This window comes from Bacillus sp. ES1-5 (genome assembly GCF_022487605.1).
GTDB classification, from domain to species: domain Bacteria; phylum Bacillota; class Bacilli; order Bacillales; family Bacillaceae_G; genus Bacillus_A; species Bacillus_A wiedmannii.
Window position 1 is genome coordinate 22,168 of the sequence record NZ_JAKVPU010000007.1, and the last position, 23,360, is coordinate 45,527.

At 34.2% G+C, this 23,360-nt stretch carries 22 protein-coding genes, 1 pseudogene and 1 other annotated feature; of the genes and pseudogenes, 6 read left to right on the plus strand and 17 right to left on the minus strand.

The features are described from left to right. Positions 1 to 20 precede the first annotated feature (20 nt). Positions 21 to 1,124, minus strand: coding sequence for a glutamate 5-kinase (gene proB / locus MKO96_RS20875; protein ID WP_240588516.1), 1,104 nt, complete (start codon positions 1,122 to 1,124; stop codon positions 21 to 23). A 144-nt stretch (positions 1,125 to 1,268) separates the two neighbouring features. Next, positions 1,269 to 1,479: a binding site (T-box leader), on the minus strand. Between the two features lie 339 nt (positions 1,480 to 1,818). Between proB and proC the strand changes: the two genes are divergently transcribed. After that, entirely contained in the window at positions 1,819 to 2,637 is an 819-nt protein-coding gene (gene proC, locus MKO96_RS20880; protein WP_240588517.1) for a pyrroline-5-carboxylate reductase, read from the plus strand. A gap of 158 nt (positions 2,638 to 2,795) precedes the next feature. On the opposite strand, the gene MKO96_RS20885 is transcribed toward proC, so the two are convergent. Both MKO96_RS20885 and MKO96_RS20890 read right to left on the minus strand, forming a co-directional pair. After that, positions 2,796 to 4,460, minus strand: coding sequence for a M20/M25/M40 family metallo-hydrolase (locus tag MKO96_RS20885; protein WP_240588518.1), 1,665 nt, complete (start codon positions 4,458 to 4,460; stop codon positions 2,796 to 2,798). Between the two features lie 51 nt (positions 4,461 to 4,511). After that, positions 4,512 to 5,261 carry an IclR family transcriptional regulator gene (locus tag MKO96_RS20890; protein WP_240588519.1) on the minus strand — a complete coding sequence of 250 codons (750 nt, stop codon included), beginning with the start codon at positions 5,259 to 5,261 and terminating at the stop codon, positions 4,512 to 4,514. Between the two features lie 270 nt (positions 5,262 to 5,531). Between MKO96_RS20890 and MKO96_RS20895 the strand changes: the two genes are divergently transcribed. Beyond that, complete coding sequence (locus tag MKO96_RS20895; RefSeq protein ID WP_240588520.1) at positions 5,532 to 6,956, plus strand: amino acid permease; 1,425 nt, start codon at positions 5,532 to 5,534, stop codon at positions 6,954 to 6,956. 301 nt (positions 6,957 to 7,257) lie between these two features. Next, on the plus strand, positions 7,258 to 7,605 hold the full coding sequence (locus MKO96_RS20900) for a VOC family protein (protein ID WP_087981015.1): 348 nt from the start codon (positions 7,258 to 7,260) through the stop codon (positions 7,603 to 7,605). A 199-nt stretch (positions 7,606 to 7,804) separates the two neighbouring features. On the opposite strand, the gene MKO96_RS20905 is transcribed toward MKO96_RS20900, so the two are convergent. From MKO96_RS20905 to MKO96_RS20920, 4 genes are all read right to left on the minus strand, one after another. Next, complete coding sequence (locus tag MKO96_RS20905; RefSeq protein ID WP_240588521.1) at positions 7,805 to 8,992, minus strand: RtcB family protein; 1,188 nt, start codon at positions 8,990 to 8,992, stop codon at positions 7,805 to 7,807. Between the two features lie 282 nt (positions 8,993 to 9,274). Next, positions 9,275 to 10,306, minus strand: coding sequence for a Delta(5) desaturase DesA (gene desA, locus MKO96_RS20910; protein WP_140386816.1), 1,032 nt, complete (start codon positions 10,304 to 10,306; stop codon positions 9,275 to 9,277). A 374-nt stretch (positions 10,307 to 10,680) separates the two neighbouring features. Then, entirely contained in the window at positions 10,681 to 13,065 is a 2,385-nt protein-coding gene (locus MKO96_RS20915; RefSeq protein ID WP_240588522.1) for an immune inhibitor A domain-containing protein, read from the minus strand. A 259-nt stretch (positions 13,066 to 13,324) separates the two neighbouring features. Continuing rightward, positions 13,325 to 14,986 (minus strand): alkaline phosphatase, encoded by a 1,662-nt coding sequence (locus MKO96_RS20920; RefSeq protein ID WP_240588523.1) that lies wholly within the window; start codon positions 14,984 to 14,986, stop codon positions 13,325 to 13,327. Between the two features lie 298 nt (positions 14,987 to 15,284). On the opposite strand from MKO96_RS20920, the gene MKO96_RS20925 reads away from it, so the two are divergent. Together MKO96_RS20925 and MKO96_RS20930 are read left to right on the plus strand one after the other, a co-directional pair. Beyond that, positions 15,285 to 15,767 carry a DUF2975 domain-containing protein gene (locus MKO96_RS20925; RefSeq protein WP_240588524.1) on the plus strand — a complete coding sequence of 161 codons (483 nt, stop codon included), beginning with the start codon at positions 15,285 to 15,287 and terminating at the stop codon, positions 15,765 to 15,767. Between the two features lie 10 nt (positions 15,768 to 15,777). Then, positions 15,778 to 15,993 carry a helix-turn-helix domain-containing protein gene (locus tag MKO96_RS20930; protein WP_087981020.1) on the plus strand — a complete coding sequence of 72 codons (216 nt, stop codon included), beginning with the start codon at positions 15,778 to 15,780 and terminating at the stop codon, positions 15,991 to 15,993. Positions 15,994 to 16,033: 40 nt separating this feature from the next. On the opposite strand, the gene MKO96_RS20935 is transcribed toward MKO96_RS20930, so the two are convergent. The 9 genes and pseudogenes from MKO96_RS20935 to MKO96_RS20975 all read right to left on the minus strand — a co-directional run bounded on the left by MKO96_RS20935 (position 16,034) and on the right by MKO96_RS20975 (position 21,968). Then, complete coding sequence (locus tag MKO96_RS20935; protein WP_240588525.1) at positions 16,034 to 16,345, minus strand: hypothetical protein; 312 nt, start codon at positions 16,343 to 16,345, stop codon at positions 16,034 to 16,036. 114 nt (positions 16,346 to 16,459) lie between these two features. Further along, on the minus strand, positions 16,460 to 16,846 hold the full coding sequence (locus MKO96_RS20940; RefSeq protein WP_240588526.1) for a DUF3887 domain-containing protein: 387 nt from the start codon (positions 16,844 to 16,846) through the stop codon (positions 16,460 to 16,462). Positions 16,847 to 16,848: 2 nt separating this feature from the next. Beyond that, complete coding sequence (locus MKO96_RS20945; RefSeq protein ID WP_240588527.1) at positions 16,849 to 17,526, minus strand: YhfC family intramembrane metalloprotease; 678 nt, start codon at positions 17,524 to 17,526, stop codon at positions 16,849 to 16,851. Between the two features lie 89 nt (positions 17,527 to 17,615). Further along, positions 17,616 to 18,932 carry a GHKL domain-containing protein gene (locus MKO96_RS20950; protein WP_240588528.1) on the minus strand — a complete coding sequence of 439 codons (1,317 nt, stop codon included), beginning with the start codon at positions 18,930 to 18,932 and terminating at the stop codon, positions 17,616 to 17,618. After that, positions 18,932 to 19,666: a response regulator transcription factor gene (locus MKO96_RS20955; RefSeq protein WP_240588529.1), complete on the minus strand. Its 735-nt coding sequence runs from the start codon at positions 19,664 to 19,666 to the stop codon at positions 18,932 to 18,934. The genes MKO96_RS20950 and MKO96_RS20955 overlap by 1 nt, the downstream gene beginning before the upstream one ends. A gap of 178 nt (positions 19,667 to 19,844) precedes the next feature. Then, positions 19,845 to 20,423: pseudogene (locus MKO96_RS20960) on the minus strand (HAD-IA family hydrolase). Positions 20,424 to 20,446: 23 nt separating this feature from the next. After that, positions 20,447 to 21,028 (minus strand): kinase, encoded by a 582-nt coding sequence (locus MKO96_RS20965; protein ID WP_240588530.1) that lies wholly within the window; start codon positions 21,026 to 21,028, stop codon positions 20,447 to 20,449. Beyond that, positions 21,028 to 21,570: a GNAT family N-acetyltransferase gene (locus MKO96_RS20970; RefSeq protein WP_240588531.1), complete on the minus strand. Its 543-nt coding sequence runs from the start codon at positions 21,568 to 21,570 to the stop codon at positions 21,028 to 21,030. The genes MKO96_RS20965 and MKO96_RS20970 overlap by 1 nt, the downstream gene beginning before the upstream one ends. Positions 21,571 to 21,584: 14 nt before the next feature. Beyond that, positions 21,585 to 21,968: a VOC family protein gene (locus MKO96_RS20975; protein WP_240588532.1), complete on the minus strand. Its 384-nt coding sequence runs from the start codon at positions 21,966 to 21,968 to the stop codon at positions 21,585 to 21,587. 282 nt (positions 21,969 to 22,250) lie between these two features. On the opposite strand from MKO96_RS20975, the gene MKO96_RS20980 reads away from it, so the two are divergent. Further along, on the plus strand, positions 22,251 to 22,499 hold the full coding sequence (locus MKO96_RS20980) for a hypothetical protein (protein ID WP_000433610.1): 249 nt from the start codon (positions 22,251 to 22,253) through the stop codon (positions 22,497 to 22,499). Positions 22,500 to 22,823: 324 nt separating this feature from the next. Here the strand turns inward: MKO96_RS20980 and MKO96_RS20985 are convergent, their stop codons facing one another. Continuing rightward, on the minus strand, positions 22,824 to 23,360 hold the full coding sequence (locus MKO96_RS20985; RefSeq protein WP_087981027.1) for a DUF2812 domain-containing protein: 537 nt from the start codon (positions 23,358 to 23,360) through the stop codon (positions 22,824 to 22,826).

Here is a 23,360-nt window from a genome sequence, read left to right on the forward strand (position 1 = left end):
CCTTCTTAACATCAATATTCTTAAAGTGAAACCCAATAATCTCTATGAATGACTTCATAATTATGCCTATCGCCTCTTGCTTGGATATCTTGGCTTTGCATACCTTTTACATCTCTTAGTTCCTCAGCACTATATGTGCATTGCCCTTTTCCGATGACGCGCCCTTGTTGCGTCATTACTTCTACGACATCGCCAACTTTGAAAAATCCTGACACATTCGTAACGCCAGCAGGAAGAAGACTCTTACCATGCTGAATGATAGCAGTAGCTGCTCCAGCGTCTACTTCAATTTGTCCACTAACAAGCGAATGCAAAGCAATCCATTGCTTATTCATCTTCATTTCTTTTTGAGGAGCATTTCCGACATACGTACCATCACCTTTACCCTTCAAAACATCTACAAATTTCTCTTGTCCACGTCCTGTTCCGATAAATACACTCACACCAAGAGAAAGTGCTGTCTTCGCAGCATCAATTTTTGACTTCATACCGCCAGTCCCAAGTTTTGAACCAGCATCTCCTGCAAGAGAAGCGATTTCTTCCGTAACTTCAGGAAGGAAATAATACTTTTTCGCATCCGCATTTTTCTGAGGATTTTTGTCGTATAAACCGTTCACATCCGTAAAAATCATAAGCATATCCGCTGAAACAAGCCCGCTTACTAAAGCTGACAACATATCATTATCACCGAACGTTAGCTCCTCTAAAGAGATAGAATCATTTTCATTAATGATTGGTAGAGCAGAACGGTTTAGTAACTCTCCTAAAGTAGCATAAGCATTACTATATTGTTCTTTTCTAGAAAAATCACTTCTCGTCAGCAATAGTTGAGCTGTAACGATGCCATATTTACGAAATTCCTCCGTGTACGCCTGCATTAACAAACTTTGTCCAACAGCCGCAGCAGCCTGTTTTCCTTTAATTGTCACAGGTCTACTAGGATACCCTAGAGCTGAAAAACCTGCAGCGACGGCCCCAGATGTAATTAACAAAACTTCATGCCCTTCCTCTTTCAATCGAGCCAATGCGGCAACGTGATCTGAAAGTTGTTCTTTAGAAATTCCTCCGTGACTATCTGCCAAGGAACTACTCCCAATCTTTACAACAATTCGTTGTTTTTTCACTTTTTTATCCCCCAAGTCTAAAATCAAAGTTTTTTATAAATTACACTTTTATTCATACAGCTTGCAGCGATTCTATTCTTTTCAATGCTGCGCCTAGCCTATTTAAGGGCAAAATAAAAATGACCACTTCGCCCTTAATAAAATAAAAAGGACGAAACGGTCATTGTTCCGCGGTACCACCTTAATTGATATACACAGATATCCACTTGGCGCCTATAACGCAGGCGAACGCCTAAACTTTCATTTAAGACTCAGGGATAGGTTCGATATATTCTATACGAGGAATCTTTCAGCCGGTGAATTCCACTCTCTTTCGCAAGAAGACATATGTACTATTTCCCTTCAACGATTTTCGGTTTAATTTTTTATATTATGCGATATAATTTGATTTGGTGTCAAGAAGTATTTTTAAAAATAAATAGAGCGGCAAGTTACTTGTATGAAATTATTACCGTACTGAATGAAAATACAAATCGATATAAGTCTAACTCATATTCATCAACATAAAACCTAAAATTAAAGTGTATATATTTACATAATATCGAAAATAATTGATTTTTAACTTTTAGTGTTGCAAAAAGGAATATATTCTCTTAGAATGTTTCTTTATATTACATAAAGATGTTATTGTTATTTTAAGATAGCAATTTCAAAATGATATAATTTATTATAAAAGGAGCAAGATTAAGTTATTATGGATAAACAAATTGGATTTATCGGTTGCGGGAATATGGGAATGGCTATCATTGGCGGGATGCTAAACAAAAAGATAGTGTCTGCAAATAATATTATTTGTTCGGATTTAAACACTACGAATTTAAAACATGCTAGTGAACAATATGGACTCACTACAACTACTGACAACAATGAAGTAGCTAAAAATGCTGATATTTTAATTTTATCAATTAAACCAGACTTATACGCATCAGTAATTAACGAAATAAAAGATGTGATAAAAAATGATGTTATTGTCGTAACGATCGCTGCTGGAAAAAACATCAAAAGTACAGAGGATTCTTTTGATAAAAAGTTAAAAGTTGTACGAGTAATGCCTAATACCCCTGCTCTCGTTGGAGAAGGTATGTCTGCTTTATGCCCTAATGAAATGGTGACAGAAAAAGACTTAGAAGATGTGCTAAACATTTTCACTAGCTTTGGTCAAGCAGAAATCGTAAGCGAAAAATTAATGGATGTTGTAACATCTGTAAGTGGTTCGTCACCAGCATACGTATATATGATTATAGAAGCAATGGCAGATGCAGCTGTATTAGATGGTATGCCACGAAATCAAGCATATAAATTCGCTGCTCAAGCTGTGTTAGGCTCTGCAAAAATGGTACTAGAAACAGGCATTCATCCAGGTGAATTGAAAGATATGGTTTGTTCTCCTGGTGGAACGACAATAGAAGCTGTCGCAACATTAGAGGAAAAAGGATTACGAACAGCGATTATTTCAGCTATGCAGCGTTGTACGCAAAAATCTGTTGAACTATCTGGTCAAACTAAAAAGTAAAACTATAAAAGAGATCGCGTTAGCTATGAATTCACTAAATGATAAACGGCAAAACTCATATATACTTGAGTTTTGCCGTTTTGATTTTTAATTATATTAAAATATTTTAGTTCGAATCTTCTTTAAAAGTTCTAGTTTTATCCCTTACCTATTCCCTACTATGATTGTGTAATTTTATTAGCAACTAATAATTTTTCAATGCATTTCGGTAACATATCTAATAGCGTTTCAAATGCGTAATTTACATCTAAACGTTCTGTCCATTGATGTGCATCTTTTCCTACCGGCCCCATATTTAATACCGGAACGTCAAACTCTTCTAGATCCTGAAGTGGAATCGAATAACCTTTATCCCATAATGGCATATTGTCTACAAGTGAACTCATTGAATCTAGTGGATTCTGTAAACCCACATAGCTCAAATCTGAAATTCCTCCAAAATAGTTTTGGTTTTCAAATGTAATGTTATGATTGTAGTGAGCATACTTTTCCATTTCTGCAACTACCTCTTTAATTAACGGATTGTTGCGTGAACTTACAGCTGGATAATATGGTGGAGCGAAGAAAAGTACAATCATCGGCGCCTTTTCTTTACATAAAATAGCTAGTTTATCTACTAAATCAATTGTTACCGCACGATCATCTTGATCTTCTCTATTTTTTATTATACTAGATTGAATATCATCTATTTTCTCTTGCCCATGTTGTTCAATTGCATAAGCGATAAGCTCTTCATACGTTAATACATTTACTTTCATATTAGGCGGTATAAACGGATTATATTTAGAAAAACGATATGCTTGCTTCTCGTATGATTCTTCTATTTTCTCTGCTACTTTTGTTACTTTTTGACGTAACAATGAAACGACATCTGTCATCGTTTTTTCCAGTAAAAACAAATTGAATAATGTGACTGCACGATGCGGAATTTGTACAGAATAATCCTCCTTTAAGTCCCGTTGAAGTAAGTTAGTTGGCGGAGGACTCGCTTCTCCTTCTACAACATCACAAAGGTCCGTATTCAATTCTAATTCAGCCGTTAATAAAGCAGCCATATAACTCCCGTTTAAACCTGCAAATGGTTCACCTACATGTGTCTCTTTTCCGTAGCAAAGGAATCCAGGTAACACTTTACCAATAGAACCAGTGTAAATATACTTATTTTGGTCACCAGGATGTCGTGAAAACATAGGCTCTGAATTTAGTACCGTTTTATAATCTAAATCGTGTTCTCTTGCTAACTCTAATAATCTTGGAACAGCAGCCCTCATCCCTACAGAGTTTACTTCTTCATCTGGAACAGCTAATAAAAGAACATTCCCGTCAAATCTTCCTTCACAGGCTTGCTCAATCATTGCTATTTGTAATGCGAGGCCGCATTTCATATCCATTGTTCCTCTGCCAAACAGCCAATCTCCTTGTTCTATATCTTCACGTACTTGGTCTGGTAATTCATCTTTATGAGAATAAAACATAGATGTTAACTTTTTAGGATTAAATGCATCTTCTTTCCAAACTCCGTAATCTTGCACATCTACAACATCAAAGTGACTAACTAGAATTACTGTATTTTTTGTACTATCGCTTTTCTTTACTAGGGCTGTAACAAAAAATCGTCCGTCCCCCGTCGGATTTTTTTGCAAATGATGCGGTTTTTCTTTGAAGTACTGTAAATCAGATAATTGTTCCACAACAAAGTCTGGCAATATTACTTCAGCTTCTGTACCTGTAATACTAGGAATTTCAACAAGACTGCTTAATAATTGAATCAATTGTTCTTTTGATTGCCACTTTGACATATAAATCCCCCTATTTTTCCGCATTATGAAAATGAATTCCAGTATATGAATAAAAAATGACGACAGTTATCAAAATTATAGTTCTGATGTACTGCCGATTTTTATTGATATTTCATGAGCTGCTTGTTTTACCTTACTAATAAGAAAAGATAGTCGATCATCATTTATGCGATGACTAATTAACCCAACACTTAATGCTCCTACTACTTTATGATTAAATCCGATAATAGGTGCAGCTACTGAAGCTGTCCCTTCTGTTTTTTCACCATAACTTACCGCATATCCTTCAGTTTTTATTTGCTTTATTTGATCTAAAAGAATGTACTTTTGTTCTGGTAATGAAGAAAGTAAATGTTCTACAATATGTTCCATTTCATTCGTTTTCATATTGGCAAGCATCGTTTTATTTGCGGCACCAATTGAAAGTGGAATTTGTTCCCCTAAGTTATCAATAACTCGAATTTTTAAAGGGCTATCCATTCTTTCAATGATAATAGAATGTGTTCCATTTGGAATGTTCAAATAAACACTTTCTTCCACTTCAGAGGCTAACCGCTTCATCACTTCTCTTGCAACTGATCTGTAGTCTACTTTCTCCAATTGACGTAATCCTATTTCCATCCACATTGGCCCAATTTTGTACTGTTTCGTTTCTGAAATTTGCGTAACTAACCCATGCTCGATTAAAGAGTTAAGTAATCTATGTACTGTACTAACTGGGAGCTGTGTTCTGTCCGCTATATCAGAAATAGCCCAATACTCTTTTTCATTAGTAGAATTTAACAACTTTATAATACTTATCGCTCGATCAATGGACTGCACCATAATAACTCACCTCAGCTTGACTTGTAATATGCTAGTTCGCTCAATTACCTATCAATTTAACAAAAATTTAAAATGAAATCAATCCATTTATTCAATTTTCTAAAAATAAAAATATGCCACTGATAATAATTTGTAAGCGTGAACAAAAAAATATTGACTTTTCTTTTTAATTATCTGAAAATTATAACAAGATTTCACATCACGGAATACATTCCACAATACGGAAAAACATCAAACTTTATTCTATCAACTACGAAAGTGAGGAAAACAATGACGCAAGTAAGTAATACAAACAATGAATTAAAACGTACGATGAAAAGTAGACACTTATTCATGATTGCACTCGGTGGTGTGATTGGAACGGGGTTATTTAACGGATCTGGTTTTATTATAAGTCAAGCTGGGCCTGGTGGATCCGTACTTGCCTTTATGGCTGGTGGATTATTAATGTATTTCGTTATGCTTTGTCTTGGTGAACTTGCTGTAGCCATGCCTGTTTCAGGTTCTTTTCAGGAATATGCAACTAAGTTCATCAATCCTGCAACAGGCTTTACAATCGGATGGTTGTATTGGTTAAGCTGGGCGAATACGACCGGTCTTGAATTTACAACTGCCGGCATTACAATGCAGCGCTGGTTTCCTGATGTTCCTGTTTGGGTTTGGTGTTTAATATTTGGCGTTACTATCTTCACTATTAACGCATTATCTGCTCGTAGTTATGCAGAAACAGAATTTTGGTTTTCAAGTATAAAAGTATCTGCCATTATAGCTTTTATTATCCTTGGCGGTGCCGCTATGTTCGGTTTTATTGACTTAAAAGGCGACGAACCAGCCCCGTTATTATCAAATTTCGTAAATCATGGCGGTTTATTCCCAAATGGACTTGCAGCTATTCTATTAACAATGGTTACAGTCAATTATTCCTTCCAAGGTACAGAACTTGTCGGAATCGCAGCAGGTGAAAGTGAAGATCCAGCAAAAACTTTACCTCGTTCTATTAGAAATATTATATGGCGCACGATGTTTTTCTTCGTCTTAGCAATCTTTGTTCTTGTTGCTTTAATTCCTTGGGAAGATGCAGGATTAACAAAGAGCCCATTCGTTGCTGTATTTGATAATATCGGTATTCCATATGCAGCTGATATTATGAATTTTGTTATTCTTACTGCTGTTCTTTCTGTCGCAAACTCTGGACTGTACGCCGCAACTCGCATGCTTTGGTCATTATCAAAAAATGAAATGGCTCCGGCCTTTTTAAAAAAATTATCTTCACGAGGAATACCTTTAAACGCTTTAATTTTGACAATTTCTATTTCTGCTTTTTCTCTTTTAACAAGCGTCGTAGCTGCTGAAACAGTTTACTTATGGTTAATTTCCATTTCTGGAGTCATAACAATCATTGTTTGGATGTCAATTTGTGTCTCTCAATTCTTTTTCCGTAAACATTATTTAGCAGACGGTGGAAGATTAGAAGACTTAAAATTTAAAACTCCACTTTATCCACTTGTACCAATTCTTGGTTTTGGATTGTATGGCATTATATTAATTAGTCTTATCTTTATCCCTGAACAACGACTTGGAATCTATTGCACTGTACCATTTATCATTTTTTGCTACACCTACTATCACTTTAAAGTTAAGAAAAGAATTGCTACTAACACTCGTAGTGAAACTAAAATTAGCGAGACTATGTAATACTATACTTATATAAAAGACCGCACATGGCTTTCATTTCATATGCGGTCTTTTATCATTGTCATTTGTTCTATTCCCTTTTCATTCATTACCTCATACGAGTCAGTATTACTATATACCTTTACTTGGATTGCAAGTTCTTTGAAAAGTGATACCGATTTCCATAATGCGGTAAATACTACAATACTAGTAATTGGAATTTCCCATTTTTTATACGTTATTGATTTTCCTTACTGTTACTGTTTTGATATATTGAATATATACTGCTTAAAAATTTTAAAAAAGACAGGAGTTATCTACAATGATAAAAGGTTTCGGGGGAATATTTTGGAGGACTAACAATCTTGATGTTATAAAAAAATGGTACAGTGAAGTGTTGAAAATTGAAATAGAAAATTGGAATGGGACTGTGATTAAACCCCAATTAGGAAATGAGACTATTTTTTCTTTCTTTACCGAAAATGATAATTATTTTCCAATAGAACAGCAAGTGATGTTAAATTTTGAAGTACATAATTTAAATGAGACTATTCAGCATCTTGAACATATTGGTGTACCTCTTGAAAAGAAAGAAGAAATTAGTGAGTTCGGAAAGTTTATTTGGATTAAAGATCCTGAAGGTCGTCTAATTGAGCTTTGGGAGAAATAGACGGTTATAATCCTTTGCTATTAAGCTAACGGTTGCTTTCATTCAACAAAACAAATATAAAAGTCGATTTCTTTACTCCACTGGAAATCGACTTTTTTTCTATCCCATCCGCCATAAAATGAAACTACTTCCCTTGATTAGATTGTTTCCAAACAAAAAATACGAAAAATAGTTTTTTCTGGCCGCTTATTTATCCCTTCTAATTCGCTTTAAAATTATATAATGGCTTAATTATGTGCTTTATATCTATCGTTTCTTTTGTATTTGTTATAATTTCATCCATTGGCTTGTATACCATTGGTGCCTCATCAATTGTGCTCTCTACTACCGATGTAGTCCAAACCTCTTTCATCGTATTTTGGAAGTCCTCTAGACTCAATAATTCTTTAGCCTTCTTACGACTCATGATACGTCCTGCCCCGTGCGGACCAGAAAAGTTCCAGTCTGGATTACCTTTACCAAATGCAATAATTGAACCATCTCTCATGTTAATTGGAATAATTACTCGTTCATCTTTCTGAGCTGAAATAGCACCTTTTCGTAGAATCATATTTTCCATGTCAATATAGTTATGTATTGTAGTAAATTGATCAGTTACTTTCCAATCCATTTTAGTGACAATTTCATCAATCATTGCTTTACGATTGAACTCAGCATACTTTTGGGCTATATTCATGTCATTCATATAATCTTTGAATCCTTCTCCTTCTAAATAAGCTAGTTCTTTACGAATCTGTGGCTTCTTAATTCCACGTAAAGTTTCTTGTATTTCTTTTTCTCTCCCCTCTTTAGTTAATCTCTTAATAATCTCATCCTTCATTGATGTAACATGAATTAGTTGTTCATACGCGAAGTTCTGGTAATACTCTGCTATTTGTTTACCTAAATTACGAGAACCACTATGAATGACAATATATACATTTCCTTTATCATCTTCATTTAATTCAATGAAATGATTTCCTCCTCCAAGAGTACCTATACTTTTTTGAGCTCGTTGTAATGTATATGGGGCCTTCACACTATCAAAATCAATCATTTTTGAGAATCGATGTTCTTTATCTCGGATACGAAAACCACTTGGAACAAATTTACGAATCGTTTCGTCTAAGTAATCGAAATTAATTTCTTCTTTTTTCTTATCAATCACAACAACTTCCATACCACAACCAATGTCTACCCCTACAAGATTAGGAACAATTTTATCTTGTATTGTCATAGTTGTCCCAATCGTGCAACCTGCTCCTGCATGTGTATCTGGCATAATACGAATTTGACTATCCTTTACGAATTCTTGGTTACAAAGATCAATAATCTGCCCAGTTGCAGTCTCATCAACGTTATTAGTAAATACTTTTGCTTCATTGTATTTCCCTTGTAATTTCAACATCTTTCATGTCCCCTTCCTTTTGAAAGAATTATTTTATTACGTTGTATGTGTTCTTATAATTGCTATCATCCACCTTCTGCTTTCCATTATATATGTACTATATCCTTCACTATTATAAAAAATTATAATGATTCATTTTGTTTACATAACATAATTACTGTCTCTTTATATTTATACTTACACATAAGCATTCCCCCTCTTCAATATCGGTCATAAAATAATTAAACAAAAACTCTCCTTAAATCGAAAATGATTAAGGAGAGTTTTTTATATACGATGAAATTATAGTTCAGATTTCACTCGAACAGAAACATTGTTTTTAATTATTTTTTTGAATTCTTTAAAGGTAACAAAATTGTTACTTTTCTCATCCCAAAGACGAAAACGGAGTGATCGTAAGCTTGTAGCAAGTGTAATCGTTGGTACATTTTTTAACGGAAGCGTATTATTGTGTGCCTCTTCTAGTTTATAGTTAGGTACTCTTGGACTTAAATGGTGAACATGATGGAATCCAATATTACCAGTTAGAAATTGCAAGATTTTTGGAAGTTTATAAAATGAACTTCCTTCCACTGCCGCTTTCACATATTCCCAATCTTTATCCTCTTCAAAATAAGAATCTTCGAATGTGTGCTGTACGTAAAACAGCCAAATTCCTACTGAACCTGCTATTAAGAATATAGTGCCATGCACTAACAGAAACGATTGCCACCCAATTGCCCAGCAAAGTATAACTATTAAAGCAACGATTATAATATTCGTCAAATACGTATTCATACGTTCTTTCTGTCTAGCACCTTTTCGGTTAAATCTATTTTTAAGTAAGAAAACATAAATCGGACCTAATCCAAACATAACGAATGGATTGCGATATAAGCGATATGCTAAACGCAGTCTAAATGGAGCAGCTACATATTCATCCACTGTAAGCGTCCAAATATCTCCTGTACCTCTCTTATCCAAATTACCACTTGTAGCGTGATGAATAGAATGCTCATGTCCCCATTGATCAAACGGGAATAAAGTTAACACACCCATACATGTCCCTACGATTCTATTTGCAGGTCGACTTTTAAAGAATGAATAATGGGTACAATCATGAAAAATAATGAAAATCCGTGTCATAAAACCAGCGGCTAACAGAGATGGAACTAACGATAACCAATAAGAAACGGACAAACTTTTATAAGCAAGGTACCATAAAATAATGAATGGCACGATTGTGTTAATAAGTTGCCACACACTTTTTTTAATCGTTGATTTTTCATAAGGAGCAACTTGTTTTTTTAAATTTTTAGTATTTTCTAATGTCATTGGTCTAATTCCTTTCCTTTATGTTGCTAATTCACATTATAGCATACTATTAGTATCAGGTGTTAAAAGTAGCTGTAATAAATATTATATAATATAAAAATCTCTTTTTTCTTACTCATTACTTACAAATTACTTACGGTCAAAAAACCTTACATAATCGGACTGATGGAGCATTTCAATTATAAAAGAAACATCTATTTTTTCCAATAAATATATAAAAAAGCAGAGGACTTTTTCACTTCTGTACATCTTTTCATTTCTTTAAATGGTAATTTTTTCAATTTGTATTTATGTAACAGTTTTTTCTCACAAGAAGAAAAGAGCTGCCATAAGTCAGGTTTCACCGACTTATGGCAGCTCCTTTTCATTTTATTTTAGCGATGGATCCAAACTGCACCTGCGGACTTGTCTTCAGCTTGACCTACTACTTCAAACTTCAATCCAAGTTTCGGCAACTTACGTCCGGCATCTGGAATAACACTATTGATGTATTGCTTAGAATCATCAAATTTCGCAACGCCTGGCAATCCTTTATAATCAAAGATACCACGGGTTGGCGAATTTACTTTCCATGCTGGCGTTTGATCAAATGAGAATGCCGCATCGGCAATTTGATAACGTGTACTGCTCTTCACAGTTGGTTGTCCATTTAATGTTCCTACGATTGCCTCTGGATGAGAATCTACTACCCCAAGGAACCCTTCGCCTGGATGAACGCCTACCCAGTTATCTGTAAAGCTTTGATCCGCATACCATACAACCATTCCTGTATTAAATACTGGACCACGTGCATGTTGTAGCGCCGTGTCAGACCCAGCGTAATTTCGCCACTCGATATAGTAGTTATGTTTTTTCTGTTCAAATCCATTAGACACAGTAAATCCTTTTAGCGTCATTGTTGGCTGTCCTTCTGCATCATCAGAGAAAACAACTTTTCCATCTACAGTTAATGCTGCATTGTCTAACGCAAATCCTTTATAAGCTACTGCAATATCTGTTACATACTCAAATTGCAGTTTTACTTTCTTTCCTTTAAATTGGCTTAAATCGTATGATTTATCAACCCACTTACCATCTGTTGTATCTACGCCGCCTTTTACATCTTTTTCGCCCATTCTATCAATACGTGTCTTCGTTCCATCTTCTGCAATCGCATTTACGTCAAGGAAATCATACTTCGCTTCCAATTCATAAAATGCCTTATAATCAAACTTAGCATCCGTTGCAGTCGTTAAGTCAAATACTGGTGTCTCAAGTGTTGTATGAATGTCATTTCCTTTTGTGCTGTAATAAAACTTCTTACCAAATGCTGATTCGATATTTTTTATATCTTTGTCTGGCAAGTTAACACGAACGATTCCTGGTCGTTTTGATTTTGTAACACTTTGATCTAAATATGTTGCAGTACCAATTCCCGTGCGAAGTTTATCATAATCTACTTCGACGATATTCGCCCAGTTCCCCTTCATATTCTTTTGAAAAAACTCTTTATTTTGCGGTGAGAAACTTGTTGGCTCTGTTCCCGCAATTTTCCCAGCCCAGCTACCGCCGCTCATAAGGGACCATGATTCAACAGGTTCACCTTGTCCAGAGTACTTTGTATCATATTCATCTGGTAAGCCTAAATCATGACCATACTCATGCGCAAACACACCAACTGCTCCGTCTTCAGGCTCGATTGTATAATCATATGCAGCCATCTTTCCGCCCCAGTTTGATACAGTAGATTTTGTACCATCAATCGCATATGGCTTTGATCCTAGTTTTGAACGATGGGACCAAATCGCATCATCTTTCAATTTACCACCGCCAGCTTCTTGACCTACGCCCGCATGTACAACCATTAGGTGGTCAATAATTCCATCTGGCTCGTTTTTATTTCCATCACCATCTTGATCGTATTGATCAAATTGATCATAATCAGCTAAATTAATGCCTTTTGCTACAGCTGCTTTTAATGCTTCTTTCACAAAATCGCGTGGCCCTAAAGGACCTTTATTATCATGACCAGTTCCCGCATCCGCACCATAATCTGAAGCTTTTCCTGGAACAGTAAGCCATTCGGTTACAGTGCCATCAACTGTGTAGCTTCCGCCAGATTGCTCTTCATAATATTGTTTAAAAGTGTTAATCTTCGATCCATCAAATAACGTAAATTGCTCATCACCAAATAACATTTTTTGATAATGTTCACGATTAAAGTCCTTAGAATACATGTAACCCGGTTCTTGATCAATATTATTATGCTTAAAATCGCTAAATTCTACGAGTAAAACAAGCACTTTATCTTTTCGAACAGCTCCATTGTACTCTTCTTGCTTCGCTGGTGTAGTAGGTACTTTTCCATTTAGTTTTCTAGAATTCAATCCTGCATCTTGTCCAGCCACTGGTCCTACTTCAGGTTGCTGCGCCTGTTCATTTTCCTTCATTTTTGTATCTTTTACTTTTTTCATAAAATCAGAAGCTTCTTGCGTAAGACTATCTCCTGTCAAGATTTCTTTCCCAGGGTTTTCCCCTTTCTTTTTCTCAACATAATTTTCGACAGCCTTTGATGTCTCAGCTTGTGATGCAGATTGATCAATTACTCCCCTTTGTTTCAGCGCTTCTGCCAAACGCTCATCTGGTATTAAATGCTCATCAATTGGTAGAGATGGTGGCGTATCAGCATACGCTGCATGACTTCCAAAAGCAAACGTACTACTTAACACTGCCGCTGTTGCTAAAACTGATAATGGTTTTAACTTCTTATTCTTTTTCAATGCTTTTCCTCCCCAGTGTCTGCAAATTATCGTTTTTTTTGCCGATAGGAACATAATATTCGTTATAATACGAATATTCAATCTTTTTAAAGGGCTAAAATGTTGAGAAATATTTTTCAGGGTGAAAAACATAAAATAAATAAATTTACAAGAAGTCCATTTTAAAAGTTGTGATTCTCTTTACTCTTGTTTTCAAATGAAATTTCAGCTACACAAAAAATGCCAATTCCTAAGTACTAGCTAAGGAATTGGCATTTTTTTAACGAGAATGCTTTATGAATAAACGGATTGCTTCTTCTGGTATATAGAACTTGCCATTACTTTCTACAACGACACTACCTAATTCATATTCTTTATTCTTAATACGAATTATATTTTTATTTACAAAGAATTGAGCTTTTACATTATTACATTTTACTATGAGCACCGGGTTTTCTGCATCAGTATTATCTATTGTTACAGTTGCACCGTTTGGTTTAAAGGCTAATTCACTCTCTACAAATAATTTGTTTGTTACTTCTTCTAAGTTAAAGCCCATTGCTTTCGCCAGCGTCTTCGCAATGTCTGTGTTTTGGATCAAACCGTTTGGCTTTTGAGGTCCGTATGAATATAAAAATACATCCTCGCCTGTATGCCCTCCTGTTGTGAAGCCTATGTTCGCACGGTTAGCTAGTAATGTAGTAAGTATTGGACCTACATCCGATTTCTTTTTTGCTGCTTTTACTCTTTCTTTTTCATCATAAGTTAAATTGTCCAAACCGTATAATTTAGTTACATCTTCTACATTAGATAAATCAGATTTTAGTTTATTTGTAGCACCTTCAAGTGTCATTTTTGCTTTTTTTAATGGATCAATGTATGCAGAGACCGGCGTAATATTATAGCCTTTTGTTGTATTCGCATTCCCAATAGAAATACCGCTGTTACCATGATCAGTTACAGCTATTAACATCGTATTACCATCTTTTTTTGCAAATTCCAATGCTTCTGCAACTGCGTTATCAAATGCTAATACATCACTAATCATCCCTATTGGATCATTCACATGAGCTGCCCAGTCTGGCTTACTTCCCTCTACAAATAAAAAGAAACCATCTTTATCTTTTGATAGTGTTTGAATTGCTTTTTCCGTCATTTGAGAAAGTGTTGGTTGTTCCGGATTTGTTGCTTCACGATCCATATCAAACGCAAGAGCATTATGTGAGAAAGAGCCCCAAATTTTCTTAGATTTGGAGTTCAACAATGCATCTTTCGTTTCAACAAAGTCGTATCCTTTGTCTTGAATCACCTTTACTAAATCTTCACCATCTTTTCTTTTTGTGGATAGCAGTTCCGCTTTTCCCCCGCCTAATACGACATCTATATTTTGATATACTTGTTGCTCCGCAATTACGTCAAAACGCTTACGGTTGACGTGGTGAGCAGAGAACCCGGCCGGAGTAGCATGCTGAATTTCAGCTGTAGCAACAATTCCAGTTGCGCGACCAGTGCGTTTAGCACCTTCTAGAACATTGGCAACTGGCCGTAACTTGTCCTCTTCTTTTATTGATTTTAAGCCAGGTGAACTTACAATAGAAGGTAATATACCTACATATCCTGAATTCGATTTATTCCCCGTCGCTAAAGCTGTAGCTGCTGGGGCTGAGTCTGTTATAGCTGATTCCGCCGAATAGGTACGAACTCCTCCTGTTACAATTTCATCTAGTGCAAGTGGTTTCTCTTTATACAAGCGAGCTAATGTCGTTGCTGAAGAACTCGTTCCGTCCATAACCATTATGATTACATTTTTCGGTTGCCGTTCTACTTGTTTCACCTTAGCTTCCACCGTATGATCATTCATCATGCTTTCCGTACATAACATACTTAGTGTGATTGTTCCTACTAACAGTAACCTCTTCATCAATAAACCCAAATTCGACATTGTTGTTCCTCCGTATGTTTTACATTCATTTATATATGTTTTATTAGTCCCCAATTTTCATGAAGCTAACAATCATTCCCTTCACTTTCTTTTATTAGTAAGGCAACGAACGCTACATATCATAGCTTTTTATGTTCAAATAACTAGAGACCACACCTATTTTATAAAAACGTCTTATCATTCTCTTCCCTAAAATTTGTTTCTCAATAAAAATCCGATTGAAATAAATAAGAATTTATTGTTAAACGATAAAATTTATGTTAAATTAAAATGATAATTTAAAAATGAGGTGCTTTATATGAAACAAGGATCAACACTCTTTTTAAAGACAGCAATTATCCTCATCGGTATTCCTGTTTTTGCTTTGTGTATATTTTTAATTCCTAATATCGGGAATTATGCAGCGGAATTGTATCCGGATATTGCATATATAAAATATCTTGTTTTAATCAATCTATATGCAACGGCCATACCTTTTTACTTTGCTCTATACCAAGCCTTTAAACTTGTAAGCTACATTGACAAGGGTAACGCCTTCTCGAAATTATCTGTTAGAGCTTTAAAAAAGATAAAACAATGTGCTATTACAATTAGTGTATTATATGTAATAGGTATGCCACTCTTCTATCTCGTAGCGGAGAGAGATGACGCACCAGGTATTATTATAATAGGCATGCTCCTAATCTTTGCTTCAATGGTAATCGCAGTCTTTGCTGCCGTTCTCCAAAGACTTTTAAAAGATGCGATAGATATAAAATCAGAAAATGATTTAACGGTCTGAGGTGAATAACATGGCAATAATAATTAATATTGATGTAATGTTAGCGAAACGTAAAATGAGTGTAACTGAACTTTCAGAGAAGGTTGGAATTACAATGGCTAACCTTTCTATATTAAAAAATGGAAAAGCAAAAGCAATTAGAATTACAACTTTAGATGCTATTTGTAAAGCGTTAGAATGCCAACCAGGGGATATTTTAGAATATCAACCAGAAGAAAGTGAATAAAAAGAGTCCTTCTCGTATGAAGGACTCTTTTTATTCGGTATTATGGCGCAAAACTAACTCGACCAGTCAAAACTAAAATAATTGCGATAATCCAAAATATAAAGAAGGATAAGGACAGTATTAATGAAAGAATAGCAATCCCCTTCTTCTCTGTTTTTTTCGTCATCGTAATGACAGAAAGTATGATACCTGCAACAGTGAGGGCAACTGTAATATAATCTCCCACTAGATTACCTGCATTCGCTATCCTTGTCGGAGTTACAAAAACGAACAGAAAACATAAAATACCGATGAGTAAAGATATGTAGCTTATTATGCTGTACTTCTTTTTAGGAACTATTTCAGTTTTCATACTAACCTATCCCTTCTCTATAGCTATGAATTTATATTAGCATGAATAACCATATTTTAGTTAAAACAAAAAACAGATAAAGTGGACACAACCACCTTATCTGCCATTACATTTCTACCTAATTACTAACCCAGCTATTTCTTCTTTATCGTTATAAGTTACGATAAAGGTACGTTGTTCTTTACTATATTTCGCTACAAGTATAACAGTATATAAACCATCTTTTTCTTCAATCGATTGTTTTTCAATTTTTTCGAACGTACCAGCTTTCTCAATTACAGGTGTAAGATCTTTCATTTTTTCTTCTGGCAATGCAGCTTTCATTTTACTATCAAACTTTTCATGTACTTCTTTATATTTTGCTTCATTTAATAGTAATACAATTTGTTCCGCCTTCGAAATAAATTTTTTTGATGTACTTTCATCTACTTTATTACCGGTACATGCTGCAAGCGCGAACGCCACGATAGCACTTATAATAATAAGTAATATTCTTCTCATTTTCATACACCCTTTCTTTTTAAAATGAAACTATAACTAAAAACGAATAAAGCACAAATTGCTATTGAAACTTCTGACATAATGATCCCGCTTTTCCCTGGTACATATAGCGATATAATGCCAGCTAATGCATTTGCAGTCCCATGGATGAGAATTGCATAGACAACATAACGGAATTTCTTTTGGATGACAGCTTGCAATACAATGAGGGAAAGCCCAATATGCAATACCATCGCAAAAATGCGCTCAATACCGCCGAAATAGTAACTGTCACCATTTTGAATAACTGTTTGTGAAAATAATAGAGATATTACCGGGATACCAACTATCAACACTGCCTCAATACCACCATGCCCTGCTCCAAATAAAAAACCAGACTGCCAATCTCGTTGCTTCATAAAATAACGCATTGCGATAAAACGAGCTATCTCTTCAAAAATTCCAGCTGATATACTAAGCAAAACTGCAAATAGTATAGGCTGCATAACAGAAAACATTTGAAAATCTGTGCTAGTTCCATTTACATAATTCAGTATTGGTATGCGAATCAATATTTGTGATACAACAAAAGCCAATACACCTAACATATATGGAATATAGCGTTTCTTCCAAACAGCATATAAAAGTGCTACAAGCGGTAAACCAAAGCTAATCATTGTTGTAAAAATAAGACCATTCATCTCGCTTCACCTCTTACTTAAAGTGTATATAAACAAGTGAAGGAAGTATGTAGTTCTTTCCTATTCGGTTTCATTTTCATCATAGATGGTCATTTCATCTCTTTTAATATGAATGTTTGCGTGAAATAAGGACTTACATAAGTTGTTTCTAGCGTCGCATTATTTGTTTTATTTATGATCCGTTTTAACGAAAATAACCCGTACCCTCTAGCTCCTTCTTTACTTGAATGGTTTTTCTCATAAATTTTTTGCAAATCAATCTCTTCACCCTTTGAACTATTACGCACGATAAAATATTGTCGTAAATCCATTTCAAAGAATGCGATTTGCAATATCTTTTTCTCACTATGTACTGCTTCTTCAACTGCATTGTCTACTAAAACTGAAATGATACGAATAAATGAAATAATCGTCATCGAAACACTTTCGATGTTCTCCGGTATATCAAGCATTACTTTTATTTGTTGCTGCTGAGCAGTGCTAACTTTTGCTCTTAATACGCTTCTTACTTCAGGAATTTGTACGCGGGATAATTTCGCGATATCAAGTTCATGATCATTTATTGTTTTTAATGTGGGAGCAATAACATCATAGTACACTTGCTCAATTTCTTTCACATTTTTTGTACGTATTCCCTCTTCTAACGATAGTAATACATTCATATAATCGTGACGGAAACTAGCAAGCTCATCATGCATATCCTCTAATTTCTCCACATAATCTAATAACTCTTTATCCAAACGTTTTTCATGCTCTTCTTGTAACTTTGCTTTCGATAAATGTGAACTTATAAGTACTATGATGACTAATAATAAAAATACAATAATCGCTGAAATATAACTTAATTCACTGTATTGTTGATTTAATTGTGCTAAAAACGCAGTAGATGGCTGAGTTAAAATTAGTTCAATAATAAATCCGGCAATTAATAATATATAAGTTACATAGTATAGCGGACTACCCACTATATATTGAGCAATTTTTTGAATTCTTTTCCGAGCTACTAAAATACCGATAAAAGTAAGTGTCGATACGATAAGATGAATAATACTACCTGTCCATAAATATAAATTAAATGTTGTTAACATAAAGATTTTCATTCCTAAATCGAAAAGCAACATTTTCACTAACGTTATAATTACTATACTCACTAGTGCAAAATATACATTATGCTTAAATTTCAATTCATTTTGCATTAATCCTAAACTTATTAAAAATAACACAATCGTACTATTCAATTCTGGGTATCTCGTTACTGTTACGACAATAGCCAGTAAAATAATGAATACTGCACTTAAAGCTATTAACATTCTATATGACAATCTATTGTACCGGATTAATTGAATGTATAAAAACGTATGGCTTATACTAGTAAGCAGTATTGCAAATAAATCATAAATATACATTACATCTCACCCTTTAATATGTTACGTACTTTACTCACTAAGCGCCGTGATACTGGAATGTGTTTCCCACTTTTTAAAACTATCATTTTTTGCTTCGTATCGTAATAAGACATTCGCTTCGTATTCACAATATATGACTGATGACAACGAAATAAACGTTCATCTATTATTTCCATCTCCTTTAATGCTCCATAAAAGTAAACGATACGATCTAGCATCACTAATGCTAAACGGTGCGGTTCATCAGTCATAACATATTCAACTTCATGAAACGGAACCCGTACAGTCGCATTACTATTTTCAACGATAAAGTCATCGGACGGAATAATTTGCTTATTACGCGCTTCATACTGTAGTAAACATTGTTCAAAAACGTTATGCCTCTCCTCGTATGGCAACCCTTTATCAATAAAAGTTAAAGCTGATACCATGTATTGATACGAAATAGGTGCAAATTCAGAATGCGTCGTTACAAACACAATAATTCCTTGCGTATCATACTTTCGTATCTCTTGTGCCACTTGTAACCCTTTACGCTCTTCTCTTTTTATCTCTATATCTAAAAAATAGATTGGGATATACTTCGCCTTAGGAATGTTATTAATGATGGTTTCACTTTTACTAGTCACCTCTATAAAATCAAAAGGCAACATATACTCCTCACAAATCTCTTCAACTAGCCGCTTCATTTGCTGTGCTTGTATGACATCATCTTCTAAAATGAAAATACTCATGTGATCACTCGCTTTATAGAAATCTTTTTATCTGTAGATTTATCTATAACTATGTAATTCGAATTGTTATACTAATCCCCTCCTAAATATTTGAAAGTACTAATTTTCTATCGTTTTTATAAAGAATAGAAAATAACCTCTACTTTCAAGCAAAAAGTAGAGGTTTTATTTAATTCATTTATAAAATAACCTCTCTATCAATTACTACCTCAAAAAATTCCGAGTAATGCGATAAAGAATAATCCGCTACATCACAATTCCCTTGGAACATACATGCTGAAATACCTAATTCTTTTGCAGGTAATAAATCTAATTCTCTATCACCAATAGCTAAATCAATACTGTGCTTTTTATGCAAATAATCATAAGATAAAGCGTTCGGTTTTCGGGGAAAGCCATCGTCAATTGTTACCATGTCTACGAAGTATTTGTCCCAGCCGTAATGCTTTAAAATAGATAATACCCCTGCTCTATCTTTATGAGTCATAATTACATTTTTATCGGCAAACTTTAAAACCTCTTCCACTTTTTCAAATGGTTTTATATCTTCTATAATAATTCGACTCTCTAATACATCAATTTCACTTTATTGGTTTTTAGAAATTTTGTAATAATCAATTGCGTGAGAAAATGAAACTTTTAAATTTGTATAGATTTCTTCTTCACTTATCTCCTCTCCTAAAACTTGAGAAAGAATCTTTGTATAAACTGGATACGTATCAAATAACGTCCCATCAAAATCCCATAAAATATTCATTCAGTTCACCTTCTATTTTCCAATCATTGTATGACTAAATCCGCGCAATCCTTCGGCAATTCCGTTTCTAAGTAATAATCCTCTGCTTTCCAATACCTATTCTCAAACTTTAAAAGGTTTTTCTGCGTTTCCTTACTCTCGCGCAGGAATCTTGTCTCTCTTGTACAATCCAAGTACACCATATAATGAAAGAAATCTCTCCATTCTTTTCGTTGTAAAAAAACACCTTCAATTACAATTACACCTACTATGGGGATCTGTATGTTTTTCATTTCGCATGAGTCTATCTCATTATTATAGAACGGTAATTTCAGTTTTGTTTCATTTTGTAACTTCTGAAAAAACTTCTGCCGAAGCGACTCAATATCCCATTGCAAATAATAATACTCATACCATTCTTCATAGCCAGTATGATATCGTTTATTACGCTCTACTATATGATCATCAATATGAAAAATATGAAACGGAATGCTTTCTTGTTTCATATTTTCCTTTAAGTTTGTTACAAATGTTGTCTTTCCTGATCGACTTAAACCATCTATACCTAAAATGAATCTATTTTCTTTATGCTTCTTCATAACATTTATAAGCTCATTTGTACACATTACTTCTTCCACTCTTCTTTTAATAACGAGTATAAAATTGTATCATGAGCAACTCCATTTTGAATCATATGTTTTCGAAGTAATCCTTCTTCTTGAAACCCTGCTTTACTTAATAATTTTTGAGAAGCTTTATTTTCTACATATACAACAGCTGCAATTCTTATCAGTTGTAACGTTTCAAACCCGTAACCTAAAATCGCCTGTAACGCTTCCGTTGCATACCCTTGTCCCCAATATGTATCGTCTAATTCATAACCAATTTCAGCTCGCTTATGATGCTTGTTTATTAAATGAAATCCGCACGTTCCGATTAATTGGCCCGTGCCCTTTTTCTCAATTCCCCAGCGAAATACACTTCCCTCTTCATAACGAGTTTTAAACGTTTGAATTGTTGTTTTCGCTTGCTCAATATTTTCGAAAGAATCCATCCCGAAATAACGTATAACAGATTCTTTTGAAAAATAACGGAACATCGTTTCTGCATCTAACAGTGTTAATTCTCTTAATTGTAAACGTTCTGTTTCTAGTTTCGGAAACCCCATCACTTTTTCTCCTTCTATTCTAATGAACTGCAAATTTCAATATAATTCCCATCTGGATCGGCAATGTATGCAATTGTTTGTCCCCACGGTTTCACAATTGGTTCAACTAAGATTTTAATACCTTGCTCTCTAAATTGTTCGATTGTTTCTTGTACATGATCAACAACGAATCCCAATTCAAAATGAGAAGATTGTAACTCACCTTCTGTAAGTGGTAGTCCTGTTAATTCTTTCACATCTTGCCTTGTGTTCATCGCTAAAATTGTAGAACCAGTATTAAATTCAATATATGTACCATGCTCTGCTTTTATAGGTAACTGTAAAATATCTTTATAAAACGTTAAACATTCTTCAAACTTTTCTACATATAAAATGATGTACTTCATTTTTAAATTCATTTTACATCCCCCTTTATATCCATCCCTAAAATTTCGACAAATGTCTCATAAAAACCTTGTTTCTTATAATAACAAGCACAAAAAAATGAGGCCGATTTCTCGGCCCCCAGCTTATTGGCATAAAACAGGAGATTTGGTTTGGACATAACCAGTTCGTACTTTTATTATATTTTATTTTTTCTGAATTTTAAATACATTAAACACCTATTTATATTGAGAAAGTTTTTTCGCTTGCATAAAATTAAGGGGTTTAAGAAATGCTACAAATGGAGGTGTATACATATGGAACCAATGCTATGTCCAAGTTGTAAAACGAACCGCACTCGCTTTAATATTCTTGAGCAACAAGTAAAACCAGTCAAATTAAATCCACAAACTGGTCAAGTAGAAGAAGAATACACAAATGAAACGATGAATGCTTTTCATATGGCTTATCAAGGACCAACTTATCGCGTCCAATGTGCTGTATGTGGGCTTGTTGAAAACCCAGAGCAATTTATTAAACCTGCGCAAAATCAGTCGTTTTCTTAAATATTATTATTACCCCCTATCGATTTTTTGTAGGGGGTTTTTCGATTTAATATGTTAATCAAAAAATATTTTTCTTCCTTATTATAAGTTACACCCACACCTCTTTAGTCATCTTTTATTTTTTTTGATCTTCGATATGAATCATTTTTTCTTCATTTATTATTTTTGGGTTATGTGGTGTGTCTTCGTAACTGTTAATTCTGTGCCTTTATATAGATTTTTATTATATAAAAAAGAATGAACAAAAACACAATTATATAGAAACAAAAGAAGTTGATCTCGGATTTCCCTACAACATCAACTTCTTTTTGACTCTACTTTTTATTATAATATTTCACTTTTTAATTTCTTAATTTTCCAAGTCAGTCTTATAAAGAAGTATATCCACATACAACCTGTAAGACCCGTCATAGCTTTCGCCCATATTGGCACTCTTGATTCCATCGGGCTTATAAATAGATTGTACATTGATGGTAATATACTTGCTGAAATAATAACAAGGAATACTAATAACTCATTTAGTTTTTGTACTCTCGTCTCCTTTTCTGAGTAAATATCAGGCAATTCATTTACCTCTTCTACTTCTTTACAAAAATAATTCCATCTCGTGAAACTTGTTACGCGTTTCCAACCAGACATTTCATATATTTCGAAGTACTCTTGTTGTTGTTCTTTCGAATCTCTATAAACCAATCTAAAATCAGCTTTATATATTACATCTTTTGGCTCAGTTTTCTTAAACTGATACATTAAATTGTATTTTTGTAATGCCCAACCTTGCTGATGCATCTTTCGTAAAAAAGCTTCTTCTTTTTCTAAATTCCATGCCGTAAAAAACTTAAATACCCTTTTAGTCTCCAT